The sequence below is a fragment of the Clostridium sp. OM05-6BH genome, assembly GCF_003481635.1.
Taxonomy (GTDB): Bacteria; Bacillota; Clostridia; order Lachnospirales; family Lachnospiraceae; genus Butyribacter.
Map to the genome: position 1 here is coordinate 35,764 of NZ_QULH01000003.1, position 15,953 is coordinate 51,716.

General features: G+C 42.3%; 13 protein-coding genes. 1 reads left to right on the forward strand and 12 read right to left on the reverse strand.

Annotated elements, in window-relative coordinates; translation table 11 throughout:
- Positions 1-71 precede the first annotated feature (71 nt).
- The 7 genes from DXB73_RS04205 to DXB73_RS04235 form a co-directional block, all read right to left on the reverse strand.
- Positions 72-5,450: a SpaA isopeptide-forming pilin-related protein gene (locus DXB73_RS04205; RefSeq protein WP_182447796.1), complete on the reverse strand. Its 5,379-nt coding sequence runs from the start codon at positions 5,448-5,450 to the stop codon at positions 72-74.
- Positions 5,451-5,541: 91 nt separating this feature from the next.
- Positions 5,542-6,330, reverse strand: coding sequence for a hypothetical protein (locus DXB73_RS04210; protein WP_243036983.1), 789 nt, complete (start codon positions 6,328-6,330; stop codon positions 5,542-5,544).
- Positions 6,331-6,565: 235 nt separating this feature from the next.
- Complete coding sequence (locus DXB73_RS04215) at positions 6,566-6,739, reverse strand: hypothetical protein (protein ID WP_015516967.1); 174 nt, start codon at positions 6,737-6,739, stop codon at positions 6,566-6,568.
- A gap of 5 nt (positions 6,740-6,744) precedes the next feature.
- Entirely contained in the window at positions 6,745-7,194 is a 450-nt protein-coding gene (locus DXB73_RS04220; RefSeq protein ID WP_118341528.1) for an ATP-binding protein, read from the reverse strand.
- Between the two features lie 8 nt (positions 7,195-7,202).
- Positions 7,203-8,123 carry a ParM/StbA family protein gene (locus tag DXB73_RS04225; RefSeq protein ID WP_118341529.1) on the reverse strand — a complete coding sequence of 307 codons (921 nt, stop codon included), beginning with the start codon at positions 8,121-8,123 and terminating at the stop codon, positions 7,203-7,205.
- Complete coding sequence (locus tag DXB73_RS04230; protein WP_015568850.1) at positions 8,116-8,310, reverse strand: hypothetical protein; 195 nt, start codon at positions 8,308-8,310, stop codon at positions 8,116-8,118. Before DXB73_RS04230 ends, DXB73_RS04225 begins: the two co-directional genes overlap by 8 nt.
- A complete protein-coding gene (locus DXB73_RS04235) occupies positions 8,307-8,606 on the reverse strand; it encodes a hypothetical protein (RefSeq protein ID WP_015568851.1) in 300 nt (99 codons plus the stop codon). The genes DXB73_RS04230 and DXB73_RS04235 overlap by 4 nt, the downstream gene beginning before the upstream one ends.
- A 571-nt stretch (positions 8,607-9,177) precedes the next feature.
- Here DXB73_RS04235 and DXB73_RS04240 point away from each other — a divergent pair.
- Positions 9,178-9,681, forward strand: a complete 504-nt coding sequence (locus DXB73_RS04240) for a helix-turn-helix transcriptional regulator (RefSeq protein WP_015516962.1) — start codon at positions 9,178-9,180, stop codon at positions 9,679-9,681.
- 518 nt (positions 9,682-10,199) lie between these two features.
- Here DXB73_RS04240 and DXB73_RS04245 read toward each other — a convergent pair.
- The 5 genes from DXB73_RS04245 to DXB73_RS04270 all read right to left on the reverse strand — a co-directional run bounded on the left by DXB73_RS04245 (position 10,200) and on the right by DXB73_RS04270 (position 15,946).
- Positions 10,200-11,399: a site-specific integrase gene (locus DXB73_RS04245; RefSeq protein ID WP_118690234.1), complete on the reverse strand. Its 1,200-nt coding sequence runs from the start codon at positions 11,397-11,399 to the stop codon at positions 10,200-10,202.
- A 164-nt stretch (positions 11,400-11,563) separates the two neighbouring features.
- Entirely contained in the window at positions 11,564-11,770 is a 207-nt protein-coding gene (locus DXB73_RS04250) for an excisionase (protein ID WP_118359677.1), read from the reverse strand.
- 419 nt (positions 11,771-12,189) lie between these two features.
- Positions 12,190-12,426: a helix-turn-helix domain-containing protein gene (locus DXB73_RS04255; RefSeq protein ID WP_118690235.1), complete on the reverse strand. Its 237-nt coding sequence runs from the start codon at positions 12,424-12,426 to the stop codon at positions 12,190-12,192.
- A gap of 6 nt (positions 12,427-12,432) precedes the next feature.
- Entirely contained in the window at positions 12,433-12,864 is a 432-nt protein-coding gene (locus DXB73_RS04260) for a sigma-70 family RNA polymerase sigma factor (RefSeq protein ID WP_118690236.1), read from the reverse strand.
- A gap of 667 nt (positions 12,865-13,531) precedes the next feature.
- Positions 13,532-15,946: an ABC transporter permease gene (locus tag DXB73_RS04270; RefSeq protein WP_118690237.1), complete on the reverse strand. Its 2,415-nt coding sequence runs from the start codon at positions 15,944-15,946 to the stop codon at positions 13,532-13,534.
- Positions 15,947-15,953: the final 7 nt, after the last annotated feature.

Genomic DNA, 15,953 nt, shown 5'->3' on the forward strand with positions numbered 1-15,953 from the left:
TACGGTTCCTCCTTAATCTAAAAAAGCTGGGAACATAAGTTACTGGCTTACATTCCCCGCAAGGTTAATTGTTACTGTTTATTCTTTTTCTTTCTTCCACGAAGTCCTACTCCAACACCTGTAATAAGTGCAAGTGCACCGATTCCAAGATAAAGAAGCGGATTTGCATTGTCGCCTGTCTGTGGAAGCTTAGGCTCTGTCGGTACATTGACAAGCTTAAGAGTTGCTACAACAACATCCGGTGCATTGTCATCATATCGAAGAGTTACATCATGAGCTGTTTCATCAAGGATATATCCGTCAGCTGCTTTTGTCTCAACTACTGTATAATGGATATCTTCCTTAAAAGTTCCATCCTCGTTGTAAGTACAGATAGGGAGCTCCTTGCTCTCTGCATGACCATTCTTGTCAGTAGTGAGTATATCAAGCACCTTTCCGTCCTTATCTCTTACTTCAAATACAACACCCTCGATTAGCTTTCCGGTTACTTTGTCAGTTTTCTCAATGACAATCTTTCCGACAACCTGCTCATCCTTCATGGATACCTTCTGGATTTCTGCTGTCTCCTTTACTTCAAAGGTTACATCACTTGCTACCTTATATCCATACGGTGCAGATTCCTCTCTGAGTGTGTACTTGCCAACAGGAAGTCTTTCAATCATATGAGTCTTTCCTGCTTCAGATATCCAGCTCTCAACAAGCTTTCCATCAGCATCAATAACAGAAAGCTTTGCTCCAGGCAACTCTTTCTCGCCTGTGATATCAGTCTTTGAAATCTCTACCTTGATCGGTGCGTTTTCAAATGCTGCGTCAAACTCGATAACCTTTACCTTATCTCCCTGATATGAAGCATCAACATCAAAAATCTTATCAGACTTCACATATCCCTTTGGTGCCTCAATCTCTTTGACATAATACTGTCCAAGCGGAAGGTCAGAGGTAAATGCAGCCTTTCCATCCTTACCTGTTACTGTTCTCTCAATCTGTGTATCAGCTTTTACGATTACCTTGCCATCTTTATTTACGATATCTTCTTTCGCAAATAAACCGAATACTGCTCCTTCAAGTGCTTCCTTAGTCTCTGAATCCGTCTTGGTTACAGTAATCTGCACTTTCTGACGCTCATTTGTCACATCCATTCCTGCGAAAACAACCTTTGTATTCTGGTCGATATAGGAAAGGTCTGCCTCAATCGGTGTATCATCTAATACAAATCCATCAATGGTCTTTGTCTCAACAAGATAATATCTGCCAAGTGGAAGGTCATCAATTCTTGCGATACCCTTATCATTTGTCACAATGGTTGCCACCTTGTCTCCTGCCTTATGATATACAGTGTCAAGTCCATCAGCACTTACGATATCCTCTTTTGCATATATATCAAAAGTTACTCCTGCAAGGCTGTCCTTGAAGTAATTGAAAATGAAATCATACCAGTGTCCCTTCATAAGAGTGGTATCTGTTACAAACTCGCCATCCTTGTTTATCACGATAGAACCAGTCGGAACTTCATCCTTCATCTCTACATGCTGCACTTTGCCCGTGTCCTCTACTGTAAACTGTATATCTGTTGCCTTGATATATCCGTAAGGAGCAAATTCCTCACGAAGAGTGTAAGTCTCTCCTACGACAAGTCTCTTGATCACATGTGCTTCCTTAGCATCAGATGTCCATGTGTCTACCACATTTCCATCCTTATCAAGTACAGTAAGTGTTGCACCTGTAAGCTCTGCACCGCTTGTGATATCTGTCTTTGTAAACTCAAAGGTTGTTGGAGTGTTTTTATACTCGCTGTTATATACAGCAGCCTTAACATCCTGTCCCTGATATTTTGTATCAAAGTTTACTGCTTCCTCATTTGTCACATATCCGGCAGGCTTTACAAGCTCCCTTGCAACATATTTTGCAAATGGATAATCCTTAACAAAAGCAATCTTTCCATTCTCATCAGATGTTGCCTTCTCAAGAAGTGTGCCTTTCTCGATAATTACCTTGCCAGCAACATTCTTGATATCCTCGTCTGCATAAAGACCAAATACTGCACCTGCAATCGGTGTGTTATCTTCTGCATCAAGCTTAGTCACAGACATATCAAGCTTCTGTCTGTCATCTGAGAAAGTAAGGCTCTCCTTGATAACAGGTGTCTTATCATCCACATATGTGAATGTCACTTTCTGCTCATTCGGATTTAATACATATCCGTCAGGAGCAGTTACTTCAACAACTCTGTACTGACCAAGAGGAAGATTCTTGGCTACTGCCTTTCCATCTTTTCCTGTTGTAAGAGTTGCCACAAGGTCGCCCTTGCTGTAATACTTTGTACGGTTGCCATCTGCGTCCTTCTGGTTGTCTGCTGTGAAAATATCTTCCGCTGCATACACCTTGAATACTGCTCCGGCAAGAGAGCCCTCTTTATAGACAAACTCCTTATCCTCAGAGTTTGCAAAAAGTCCGCCCTTAAATCCGTCAAGTACCTCTCCCTTCTTTTCAACAGTAAGTTCTCCTACTGCCGGGGCATCGGAATATTCCACTGTGATGATGGCATCATTGGTATCTCCATCAGTCTCAAATGCTGTGTCTGTATCAACCGAAATGTTGATATAGTTATCGTTTACCACATATCCGAATGGTGCTTTGACCTCTTCAATGCGGTAGTTACCGATTTTAAGTGCTTCCGGTAAGATTAAATCTCCATCCTCATCTGTAAAGAATGAAGTATGCTCTACCTTTGACGGATAAGTTGTGTACTGCTTTACATATTCGTTCTTATCAATATTGAAGATCTTAAACTCTGCGTTTGGTACAAGTACTGTCTGCTTTGTATCGGAATCCTTCTTGATTACACGAAGCTTTGCAGTAAACTCCCTGTCAAGGAATACTCTCCATGTCTGAGGCTTGTCAGGATGGTTCTCGCTGATTTTCACCTCAAATGGCTTGATTGTCTTCATGTTATGTGGAGTCTTTGACTCTACTACCACATAAGTTCCATAAGGAATTGCAATGGAAACTGCATGTCCCTTGTCATCGGATGTGATTATTGTTGCTCCGTTTTCCCCGATTACCACAGGAGTAGCCTTATCAAAGTCATAACTTCCATCTGCCTTTACGGATAAAGAAGATTTTAAGTATGCTGTGAACTCTGCACCTGCCAACAAGACTGCTTCAGTATCATCGCCATTGTCAGATACCTTGATAAGCTGGAATGGCTGCTTGATGACCTGCTCTGCTGATGTTGTGCTTCTTGATACCTCTGCTACAAGGTCTCCCTCATAGTCGCATACTACATCGTGCTCCTCTTCGTCTAAGAGATACCCCTCTGATGGAGTGATTTCTTTCACATAATAGTTTCCAAGGTAAAGGTTATTGACCTCTGCTTCGCCATTCTTATCTGTTGTAAGTGTTGCTACAAGGTCTCCTGCTTTGAATACAACTCCTGTTGCTCCGTCCGGATGCACGATATCGTTTCTCGCATAAAGACCATAAACTGCACCTTTAAGGCTTGCATCTCCCTGGGCTACTGCCTTGCCTGATTCCTTGTCTACCTTGTAGATATGAATCTTTGCTGTCGTTCTGTCATTTACAAATGTGTGACTGAATGATGCCTTTGCCTGTGTTTCAGGTAATACATTGAAATTGAATCTGTAAACATCTTTACTGTTTCTGATATACGCATATGGTGCCTGTGTCTCTTGGATATAATATCCGTTAGAGATTGGCAGATCCACGCTGTAGCTCGCCTTTCCGTCCTCACCTGTAGTTACTGTTTCAAGAGCTGTACCCTTTGTCACAATAACCTGTCCGGCATAGTTTTTGATGTCATTTCCGGCATAAAGTGTGTACTTACCGCCATCAAGAGGGTTCTCTGTGTCAGAGTCCTTCTTTACGACAGATACATCCGCTTTCTGTCTTGTATTCTCAATCGTAGCTGATTCATACTGTACTGTCACAGTCTGGTCCTTATACTCAACTGCTACTGTCTGAGGTGTGGTATTGATTGTATATCCCTCAATGCTCTTAATCTCTGTAACCACATAAGTTCCAAGATGAAGGTCAGATAATACCACCTGTCCGTCAGTTCCTGTTGTAAGGCTTTCTGCCACTACATCGCCAGCATTGTAAACCTTAGTACCATCTGCCTTGTAGATATCTGCTCCAGCAGTTACCTTGAATGCTGCTCCGGAAAGCTTCTTTTTCTCATAAATAAAGTTACTTCCATTCCATGAGCTGAGCACTTCACCTTCCTTGTAGATTGTGATTGCTCCAAGCTGCTCCTTATCTGTTGCAGAGATTCCGGTTGTCTGTCCCGCTCTTACAGTAAGAGTATGAACCTTACCGGAAAGAACATAGCCCTTTGGTGCTGTAATCTCTTTTACATAATAAGTGCCTGCGACAAGTGCAGCTGACTTTGCATATCCGTTTCCATCTGTTGTCATGGTCTGTACTCTGTTTGTGCATCCGCTGTCAGAATAAATTCCATAGACTGCACCGGAAAGCTTCACTCCGCTTGACTCATCTGTCTTTGTAAGCTCACCATATCCGATGTTCTCTGTCTTGACCTTGATATAGGATTTGACAGGATCTGCTGTCGGTCTTTCAGAAATAAACTCCTGATATCCGCTCTTTCCTGTAAGCCAGAATACACAGCTTGATGTTGTCTCAACCTTGCCAGCATTGGATGTGAATGTTCCTGTTGTAGCTGTGGTATTCACACTCGTTGAAGAGATTGTAATACTGTTGCCATTCTTATCAACAGAATATCCGCTGATGCCAAAATCAAAGTCTGATAAGACACCATTGCTGTCAGATAATGTTGCTTCAAATCTCTGACTTCCCTCATTCCACTTCAGCTCATAAGTTGGTGCCTCACTGGTTCTGCGTGATGCAAAACTTGGAAGTGTTGCATTGTAGGAGCTGCTGATATTGTCCCTAAGTCTCTCATAATAGCTGTATGAAGAATCAGGACTTGGTGCTGTGTTACAGAGCTTTCTTGCTGCTGAATCACCGCTTCCGGTTCCAAAGATATCTGCTACAATAACCCATACCATTGCCTGAGTTGCGATATACTCATCGCACTGACTGTTGCTTGGTGCCGCCTTTTGTGTACTGTTAAACCCATAATAAAGGCAGTAACTTAAAAGCTTTCTCTGCTGTGCTGACATTGATGTGCTCGCATCATCGTAGCTGTTCATAAGCTGACCGCCATCTGCTCTTAATCCGAAATTCATACAATATGCAGAATTTCCGTCAAGAATTGAATACAGAATCTTGCCATGATTATATCCGGGCTTCAGCTCACTTACTTCTCCGGAATTTTTGACTGACGCATTCCAGAACGCAATATTTGCCTGCGGACTGGCTGCAAATGCTGTTGTTCCATTCGTAAAGAGTGTTCCAACCAGTGTGAGCATAGCCATAAATCCTGCCATAAAACGCTTTAGTTTCTGTTTCATGTGCTCTTTCCTCCTTAATTTACGCATAAAAAAAGAAAGACATAAGTTTATAGCTTACATCTTTCTTCCTTCTGCTTCTATTCGTTTTTATTTATCTGTGACATCGAAACTCGTAATAGTTTGTACCGCCTGTCGTGTAAACTCCATCATAACTGATGTAGAATACCGGATCTGTTTCCAAAAGTAACATACTTGCAATATATCCTGCGATTGCATCCTCAGATGATAACCGCTGTCCATCAATGGTACTTGCTTTGTTGAGGTCTGTCTCTACAAACACACTATAATAAGAGCCTTCCATACCATCGTAAGGATAATACTCATTGTACTCTTCCTGCGTGATACTGCCGTCATTCAAATGATTCTGTAAATTCTGCTGTGTGGTAATCATCCCTCCTGCCTGACACTTTGCTGTTGCAAGTGACACAACATTCTGTGGACTGTATGCCACGGATGCAGGCTGTGGATTGCTCACATTGTCTTTCGGACTGTCTGTAGTCTGACCACCATTACCTGCATTACTCTGATTTCCGCCAGCTTCCTCATTATCATTTACTGAAGCTTTCTGTTCCGGCTCGTCATTCTGCTCTGGCTTTTCTTCCTGCCTTGAAGCAGTTTCATTATCAGCGGACCGGTTATCTTCCTTATCATTCTTCTCTTCTGAATCTTTAACCTCGGCAATATCTTTCTCTGTCTCTTCGCTTCCAGCTTCGGTTGTGACCTCTGTGACAGCTTCCGTTGCCATTTCTGCTTCTTCAGTTGGCTTTACGCTTTCCGTCTGTTTCTCTGTCTGATTATCAGCCTTTTCCTTACCACCATTACAGGCAGCCATTGAAAAGACCAGTACTGCGGATAATAAGATAATACTTATCTTCTTCATAGTAATCGCCCATCCCTTCTCCGCAAGAGGGACGGGCTTTGTGTTCCGTGCCATCCACCCTTGCGGTGAACTATTTATCTGTAATGCACGGGACACATAGGACTGTCCCGTATTCTGTGCATCTTAAACTCCTTTCATTATACCAGCTCTCTTATTCTAAAGAAATACTGCATAAGTCTTCTGTTTTTCTTGTAATTTAAGAATAAACCCTTTACCTGCATACGCTCACCTCCTCTCAGAATGTGCCCATTCTTACGAATGAAAGAAATATCCTTGCCACCATAGCGAATAGAAGAAGAATTATTCTGGCAAGTCCTAAGACCAGCTTCAAAGCTCCAAGAATTATCCTTAATATCCACTTGAGTATCTCTAAAATTACTGTTCCTACGGCTCCCATAACTCTTCTCATAATAATCAGTCTCCTTTCGACATCCATCCCATTGCAAGTCCTGCAACATCTGCATCGTCCATAACATCTTCTGTAGGTTCTTGTGCTTCACTATTGGCTGCCTGCATTATTACCGGCTGACCAACATTCATCCCGGATATCACTACGCCTAACAGCTTTATTACCTCTTTTCTAGCCTCATTGGTTGCTGCTTCAATGACCTCTTCCTTAATGTCATCAATATCTTCTGACCGGATATATTCAGCCCTCTCTTTTTCCTTCTTCTTGATAACAAAGGTTTCTTTTCCATAATTATCAATGTAAAACTGAATCGCATCTATGATGAACTGATTCTTAGATTTGAAAATCTTCGGATCAAGGTTCTGAATCACATCATTGATTTTCACATGCTGAGGATTGCTCATGTTGAGGCGGACAGAAGTTTTTACTTCATATTCAAGTCTTCTTCCCATCATCTGCCTCCTTATGATAATCGCTTAGTGCTTTTAAGTCCCATTGTGGCAAGCTGCTCATATCCTCTTGCATTTGCCTTTACATCAAGGTTATAGGAAATGTTCTTAGCATCATGACTACCAAAATTCTTCATCACAACTGCCCCGCCTCCGACAAATACAATCGGTGTAGTCTTTAAGTTATACCCAAACTCACGGATTGAGTTATATACCTTATCAACAAAATCCTCTATCTCTGCCTTAATAATGGCAAAGTATTCATCATCAATATCTGACCTGCCATATCGCATGATGTTCTGTATCTCTGACTCGTCTACCTCTCCGTTAAGTTGTCTTACACACTGTTCATTGATAGAACGCATACAGGTAATAAGACCTTTTGGTATCGTCACACACTTTGATTCATCCGGTGACTTGTTGATTACCGGCATAATGTCGATTGTCCAGCTACCGATATCTACTATCAGCGTTTTCTTTGCCATTGTAGGAATCTTGTCCACTACTGCCGCATAGCACTGTGGGAATACTGCCACATCATCAATCTCGATATGATACGGCTCATTCTCATATTTGAAGCTCACCCGCTTATTCTTTGTCAGGTACTTGATAAAATCATTCTTCTCAGCTCCAAACCTTGTAAGTGGAAGTCCTACAGCAAGGAATACCTTTGCCTCTGCAAGACCTCTTCTTTTAAGTTCCTTAGCAACTGCTGCAAGAGTGAGAAGATAAAAGCTGTCATCTTCGACCTTGGTATCCTTTACTTCCTGCCTCACAGTTCCAACCTTATAGAACTTTCCTTCATACTCAAGTACATCGCCGAAAAGTGCCGGAGTTGTTGTAATCTCCTTAACACCTGTGACAAATACCTGAGAGATTGTTTTCATCATTGACCATCCATGATCAATGCCGATTACTTCTAACTTGTTATTCATGTTCCTGTCTCTCCTTCCCTTCCGTAATATTTGCTTCCATATCCTGCTCATCTGTATCTTTTCTCCCTTCCTCTTCCATAAGCTGCTCAATAAACCTCTCTGTTCTGGACGACATTGCAACTAATGAATATAGAAAAACCAGGATGATACTTATTCCGACCAACACTACAATCCAACATAGCTTCATGTAAATACGCCTCCTTCCGTAGATTCTTCTAAGAGACACTTACAATTTGCCTGACATTTTCGTGCCAGTCTTTGGAAATAAACACATTTCAAACATTCGTGCTCTGCCATAAATAATGCTTTCTCATTTCTGGCTACAATCTTTCGGTAACGCTTTTTCAAATAAGAAACATCATATAAATCCTGCTTGATTTCATTCATGGCATTTTGCTTCATTATCGCTGTGTTCAGTGAATTAATGTAGCTGACGAACTTTTCCTCAGTGCTTATATCCACACCTTTAAAAGTTAATTTCATTCACTACTTACCTGCTTTCTACACGGCTCATGCCATGTAGGTGTGCTTTTTTCCCATTTGCCTGCACACATAGGAATTACAGATAAGCCGCATCTGCGTTTACGACGCATTAAGTTAAATTAAATAATGCTATCCTCTCTACCGCCTTTTCGAGAGCCAGGAAGTTCCCTTTGAACACCTTCATAGTTTATTATCCTTCCGCAACAGTATTGACTACCCTTACTCGCTCCACTTTCATTTCTCAATCCTTCAGCACTCTTCGCAAGTATATTTGATTTCCATCAGGTATCTGAACCGGAATTATCACTATATCTGTAATTGTTATTCAATTGTATGAGCTGCTTTGCAACTCGCAGGATTATGATATAGCAAAATTTTGAATCCTTGAACTTCGCCAAAAGAAGTATTTTCAACATATCTATTCTTTTTATGTTAGTCCTCATTTGTGGTCTGTTCGCATTTTTATTATATAGTCCACATTTGTGGTTGTCAATATATTTTCAAAATAATGTACCACTTTTGTGAACTCTGTGTTAAAATATTCATATCAATTTGTTTGAGGTGATTATTAATGGATAATAGACATTCAATTGGAAGTAAAATTCAAAAATATAGAAAATTAAAAGATATGACACAGGACGAATTATCAAAACAGTCCGGTATTTATTTATCTACCATAAAGAAATATGAAAGCGGTGAACGCAATCCAAAACCAGATCAACTTCAAAAAATAGCTGAAGCTCTTGGCATTAGCGTAACTGTATTTCTTGATTACGATATTAATACCGTTAGTGATGTTCTTTCTTTGGTTATGAAGCTTAATGAACAATCTTCATTGAAAATATCTGCTGATAAGGATAAAGATGGCAACTACATCCCCAGCAGCATACACATGACATTTGAAGATTCACAAATAAATGAAGCTATTTGTTCTTATCTAAATTGTAAACAACAGATGGATTTAATTTCCTATGAGGATAATGATAAAGCTGTGATTGAACAGCAAAAAGAATTTTATGATGATAAGATTAACAGATTGCTTTTATTTAATGAACGTATTAAAAAAATCCGCTAAATTGCGGATTTTTCTTTGCTAGGACTCTTTTATAATACTTCTCTTTACATATCCTGAGTAGTTTATCCACTACTCAAATAGCTTTGGTAAATCGTTGGTAAAATCTACTGTAACATCCCCAAAACACTGTAAACTCAAGTATTTTTAATCAAGGTTAGTATATTGCCGTGGCACACGAAAAGTATTTTTATCATCTATCTAAACCTCTTGAATTTACTGATTTTCCTTGATTTTCAGGCATTTTCTCAAATGGTCCGATGCTCGTTCACTTGGCATATCGTAGCATAAATTCGCACATCTTTGCCAGCAAAAGTAGTACAACAAGTAGTAAATTGAGCCTAAAATCGTGTTTTACTACTGGCCCTTTTTTGCGATATATGGCGAAATTCTATGGCAGAGCTTTGCCGTAAATCCTTGCCCTGCAACAAGAGTACGGATTGTACCGGGAATTTTCTGCCGCTTTCATATTTTGCCGTATCGCATACCCGCTGAACTCCCTCTACCACGAAAAGTAGTAACTACTCAGCATTGGCTACTCGCTGCAATTCCTCCTGCGCATCCTCAAATCCGATGTGCGTATAAGTATTGAGCGTCACGCCAATGTCAGAATGACCCATGATGTATTGAAGCGTCTTGGGGTTCATTCCGCTTTTTGCCATGTTCGAGCAGAACGTATGTCTGCAAACGTGCGGCGTGATCTTCGGCATCTGCACTTTATAGATGCTGTTGTACTTCTCGCAAATATGCTGGAAATACTTTTCCCAATGCAGGGCCACCATCGGCATATCGTTTTTATCCAGATAGAGAAAACCGCTTTTGCCGCAAATCATCGGTTCCACTTTTGGTTTTTTCCTGTTGGCAATGATGCGCTTGAAGCACTCATACACATCATCCGTCATAGGGATAACCCGTGTACCGCTGCTTGTCTTGGTGTCCTCGATGATATACTCCATATTCCGCTTCCGCTGCAACTGATGGTTAATGTTAATCTTTCGATTTTTCATATCCACATCCGCCAGCGTCAAACCCACAAACTCTGAAATCCGAAGCCCGGTCTTAAACAGAATATAGATACCATCATAGTATTTGCAAAAATGCTTGTCACTCGCCACAAATTCAAGAAACGCTCTTTCTTGCTTTCTGGTAATCGCTTCCCTTGTCACGCTGTCGTTGACTACGACGGTGGCAAGCTGAAATTCAAATGGATTCTTGCGTATCAAATCATCATCAACGGCCATCTGAAAGGCAGGTCGGACAACACCCCTGATAGAATGGATGGAGCTGTAACCCCTGCCATCCTGCTGCAACTTTATCAGCCAGCATTTCGCGTCAGACTGCTTCACTTTGTCAATCCGGCGCTTGCCGAATTCCTCTTTCTTAATGATATTGAGGACAAAGTTGTAATTGGCCTCGGTATTATGCCGGACGCCTGTTTTCTGCATGAGATATTTTCTTACCAGTTCCTCCACAGTCATTTCACCACCGCGAGGTACAATCTGATCGTCAATATCTTTCTGAATCAGTTTTTCTTTCTCCCGCAGAGAAAGATCGTCCCGCTTGCCCGTTGGCAGCTTATCCGTTTTCTCCAATTTCCAGCTATAAACAAACTGGGGCTTTCCTGTTGCGTCGATATATTTGAACGCATATCGTCCATCTTTGCGTTGGCTCTCTCCGTTGCGAAGAATACGATTTCTGTTATCTCGTCTTTTCTCGCTCACCGTTCATGCTCCTTTCTGTGAAAAGAGCCTCCGCGCGATATACTAACAGTATATCATAGCGGAGGCCCTTTTTCTATTGCTAAATGAAGCAAAACTCGGAGCCAAAAGGCAGAATATATGATCTTCAAGCGCGTATAGCAAATGCTTTTATCATCAGCGAAAGATCAGATGGCCGACAAATCATCCAGAAAGGCTTCAAAGCGTTTCCGCTTAATCAAAACCTTTACTCCATTCTGAATTACAAAGCCAGAATCCATATTCTCGGCTACCAGCTTTCGCATTTTCTTCTCACCAATATTGAAATATTCCGATGCTTCATCAATGGTAAGGCAAAATTTATCTTTTACCTGAACTTCAATTTCGCCTGCCATGATTCACCTCCCTTTCTTCAAGCGGCAGCATAGACTATCATTCCATGCCGCCATGAAAGATGAATAAATGGGCAAGAAACGGACGGCTGGTGGCATCAGCTCCACAGGAATTTCACCTCGGCCCATGCTTGTGGGTGCGCCGCGCAATGCTGTGTGGGCGTTCAACGCGGGAGTATCGTTAGCGTATGTGCCGCTGCTTATGAGCTGCCAACTCTCGGTGTAGATGGTTCTCGCTCACTCATGGAACATGAGGTCATGGCGCATCAACCGACGCGGAACATACAGAATGTGTCCGTTGCCCTATACTGCTCCGATGGCATCCCACCGGGCTTTCTTTTTCAAGGTGCTGCCAGCGGCCCGCAGCAGAGGGAAGAAACAGGGAAAGGGTTAAGCTGTTTCAGCCTCCGGGGGCCGGTTCGTCACGGTATTGTGACGATGGAAGAAATGAGCTTGATTTCCAGACGGCGCTTCATGTACTCGTCCACGCACACATGAGGCTGGCCGTATTCGTCGTAAAGCGTCCGGGTACATAACTTGTTGATGTAGCCCTCGTAGTACCGCAATGCTCGTTCCACAGCCTCGGCATCACCGGCGCGGGCGGCCTTGATCACCGAAAGGGGCAAAAGCTCAATGCCTTTGTAGTTGGGATTTTTCATCCGCGTCTAACCTCCCTCCGGCATCAACGCCATCAATTTTGTTCGCAGCTCTTTCAGCGTTTTAGTCCTGTGCCGCTGGACGGCACTTCTGGACATTCCCATGAGTGCGCCGATCTCGCCGTCTGCCAGTTCCAAAACACAGTGCAAAATCAAAATGCTCTGCGCCTGCTGGGACAGCTCAGCAAATGCGGCGGCCACAAGCTCGTTGTCGATATGTAAATCATAGCCATGCGACGAAAACACAAAATCGTCGCTGGGGTAATGATCTACGGTGTAGAGCTTGTCCAATTCTGCCTGCGGGAGAACGCTGAACGACGTTTCACGGTCGCGCTGGCGTTTCATATCCCGGTGGTAGTTTCGGGCCTCATTTCGCAGTACGGTTTTGCAGAAAGCATCAAACCGGCACTGTTCGCCATAGTCGCGGGGGATAGCTTCCATCTTCTCACCCCCTTTCTGTGGGGGATGTTGTGGTTCTGTCCCTTTCCGCCAACATGACACCGGCAACGCCGTGCGCTGCCCGCTAAACGCCTCTTTTTTGAAAAAATCTCAAAATATTTTTTCGAAGCGGGTTTGTCCTCAGAAAACAGCAAAAAGCGCCCAGCAAGTCGCAACGGACCTGCAGGGCGCAGAAATGTTTTATAAAGATGATTGCTTACATGGTATAGTTCATATTCAAAGCCGGACTGCTCCGACGGAGGGGCTATGCTTTTTTTAACTGATGTAAATCATGTGAGTTCTGGAAAAGCAAATGAGACACGGCAAATTAACCTCCCATCGGCTACCGCGTCCCTGCAAGTCGTCATTGGTTTGTGCAAGCGCAAAGAAACGGCGGCTCTGAAATTCAAAGCCGCCGCTTCATATAGGCGTGTTGATAGGACTGCTGTACGGCGGCTTTTTTCTTTTGCCGTCGCCCGGCAGTTTGATAACAAACTATTCGTCTTTCTGAGAATTATAATACAATTCAAATGTTACACAAATGTCCGAGGTAACTTTGCGTTCGACAGAAAATCAGGCTGAATTGTTACAAAGCTCGGACATTTCAAGGAAATCGGATAAAGTTGAAATCAGCGAAGCAACATTTATTGGTTGCTCCGCTGATGTACTGCTATTCTTCGCGTATGGCAGGCAGAATTTCCGCTTTCTTTAATTCAGCTTTGGCGTATGCGGTAAAGATTAAATATATAACTGCCAGAACAGCAATTAAAGCCAACAGGAACAGCCACGGCAGTTCCAGCGTAATACAATGATTTGCTGCATCTAATTTCCTACAAGCAATTACACTTAGAATGCTTCCGCATACAAGGGATATTGCTAATGAACCTCCAAGGTAGATTCCAATTTCCCTGTTCAGCATTATTTTCAACTGTTTTTGCGTTGTTCCAACGGCTTCAAGCAAACCAAACTCACGTTTTCTGCTCTGGAAATCAACAATAAGCATATTCATAAGACTGATACTGCCAAAGACAAACAGAATAGCAGAGGCCATATACAGAGCATTTATAGAGGCTCTGTATTGATGCTGAATATTTTTAATCGTTTGCTCAATCGTATTTACTTCTATTTTCCCGTTTTTATCCGCGATCTCCTGAACTGCGGTCAAAACGTCGTCAAAACGTCCGTCTGAATTTTTGACTGCCAGAATACCTGTCTGCTCTGTTATCCCTGTCAGTTTTTTTGCTGTATCATAAGTCATAATGAAGTAAGGACTTCCGGGAACAACCGGGCTATTCTCCATTAAATCAGACCTATTGTATGTGCCTACCACAACGGCTTCCACATCAAAGGTGCTGCCATCGAAAGCTCTGCCCGCAATCTTCAAAGTATCGCCAACTTTTGCTATATCTTCTTCAACCAATATTCCATTTTTCTCAACCATATCATCGTAATCTGCCGTTCCAGAGGATAGCACCGCCTGCTTTTCTTCCGTCTGTTCCCGGTTTAAGGTTGGAAAGAAGTCTGAAATGCTTGTGATAGAACCACTTCCGCCCGAAAAAGTAACCGTCATATAAACGCTGTCGAATGCGGTGATTTTTTCTATCCCGTCCACCTTTTCTAATTCCTGCATCAGTGTCTGATCCTCAAGCGGATTTTCTTCCAGTTGCAATTTTGCGCTTCCGTATGGCTCCGCTTCATTATCAAAGGAACTACCCACTGTATTTCTTATTTGTATGAGAATGTTACCGGCTGGATAGTATTTGAAGCTCGCCTGTTTTGCCGGATCAATGGAACCAGCAACCGTAGAAGTAACCAGTAAAAGAGCGCCGCTCACTCCAAGCATTAGCAGCGTCAAGACTGCTTTTTGCTTGTTTCTTTGTATATTTAATTTTGCCAGATTAAACGGCGTAAGTTTCCGATGCAATTTTGGACTCTTTTTTGCCTTTCCAGCATACGCGAGGTATTTCGCGCCCTCTACCGGGGAAGTATTCATTGCTACCCGGACAGGCTTAAAAATGGCAATATTCACTGTCATAAAGGCTACTGCGGCAATCAGTACAGCATAAATAACTGTTGTTTTCAGCCGGAATCCGTCAGGACAACCAATAAATCCAATCAGTACGCCCGTGACAAGTCCTAAAGGAATACCGGTCAAGGCATATAACCGTCCCTCTTTTCCTGCCATCCGCTTAATCTGCCTTTTTGTCATGCCAAGTGTCCGAAGTTGCCCAAACATCTGAACATTTTTTACAATCTTTGTGTAAAAAACACCATAGACAATCGCTGCCGCCAAAATAGCCGTCAATGCCGCCAGCAACGGTACTGGAATCGGAATACCCGATGTTATTACCCCCGACATAACAGCAATATATTCTGTAAGCATTACCTGCTCCTCGACAATGCCTGTATTTTGTATTGCTTTGCTGGCAAAATCAAGAATAGCCGTGGAGCTTATGGCGTCTGTATTCAGCCTTGTATATGCTGTAACCTGAAAAGAATCTTTTGCCAAATCTCGGGCAAGTTCTTTACTGACATAAATAAAATATCCGTTGCTTTCTTTTGTGTCGTCCAGAATACCAGAAAGCGTATATTCCGCTTTCTGCCCTGTGCCGGTCACGTCAAGAGAAATAACATCGCCAGTTTTATACGCTTTTCCTAAAAAGTCAATATAATTCTGCGGAAGCATAATCTCATTTTCTTTCTGCGGCACACTTCCCTGTAAAGTCTTTTCTTCCTGATGCGAAAAGTAATCTTCATCTCCGTAAGCAACCGTGATTGTTTTATCATCCACATAAAAAAAGCCAATAGCGGAGTATTCTCCGATCCATGAAATATCTTTGTTTTGACGCAGCAGGGCTGTCTGTTCATCCGTAACTCCCAAAATGCCAATCTGCGCTTTATTCCTCTGTGTGTTCTTAAATTCCTCTTGCGTACCTGTTGATATTAGGATAATCGAAAAAACCATGCAGACAGAGAGGGCGATTGTCAAAAGTAAAAAAGCCTTGCTTCTCTTATCCGCTTTCATACTCCTATCTGCCAATTTCTTTACAATGGAGCTTGTATCATTTTCAAAAGGCCAAGTCATAGCCCGT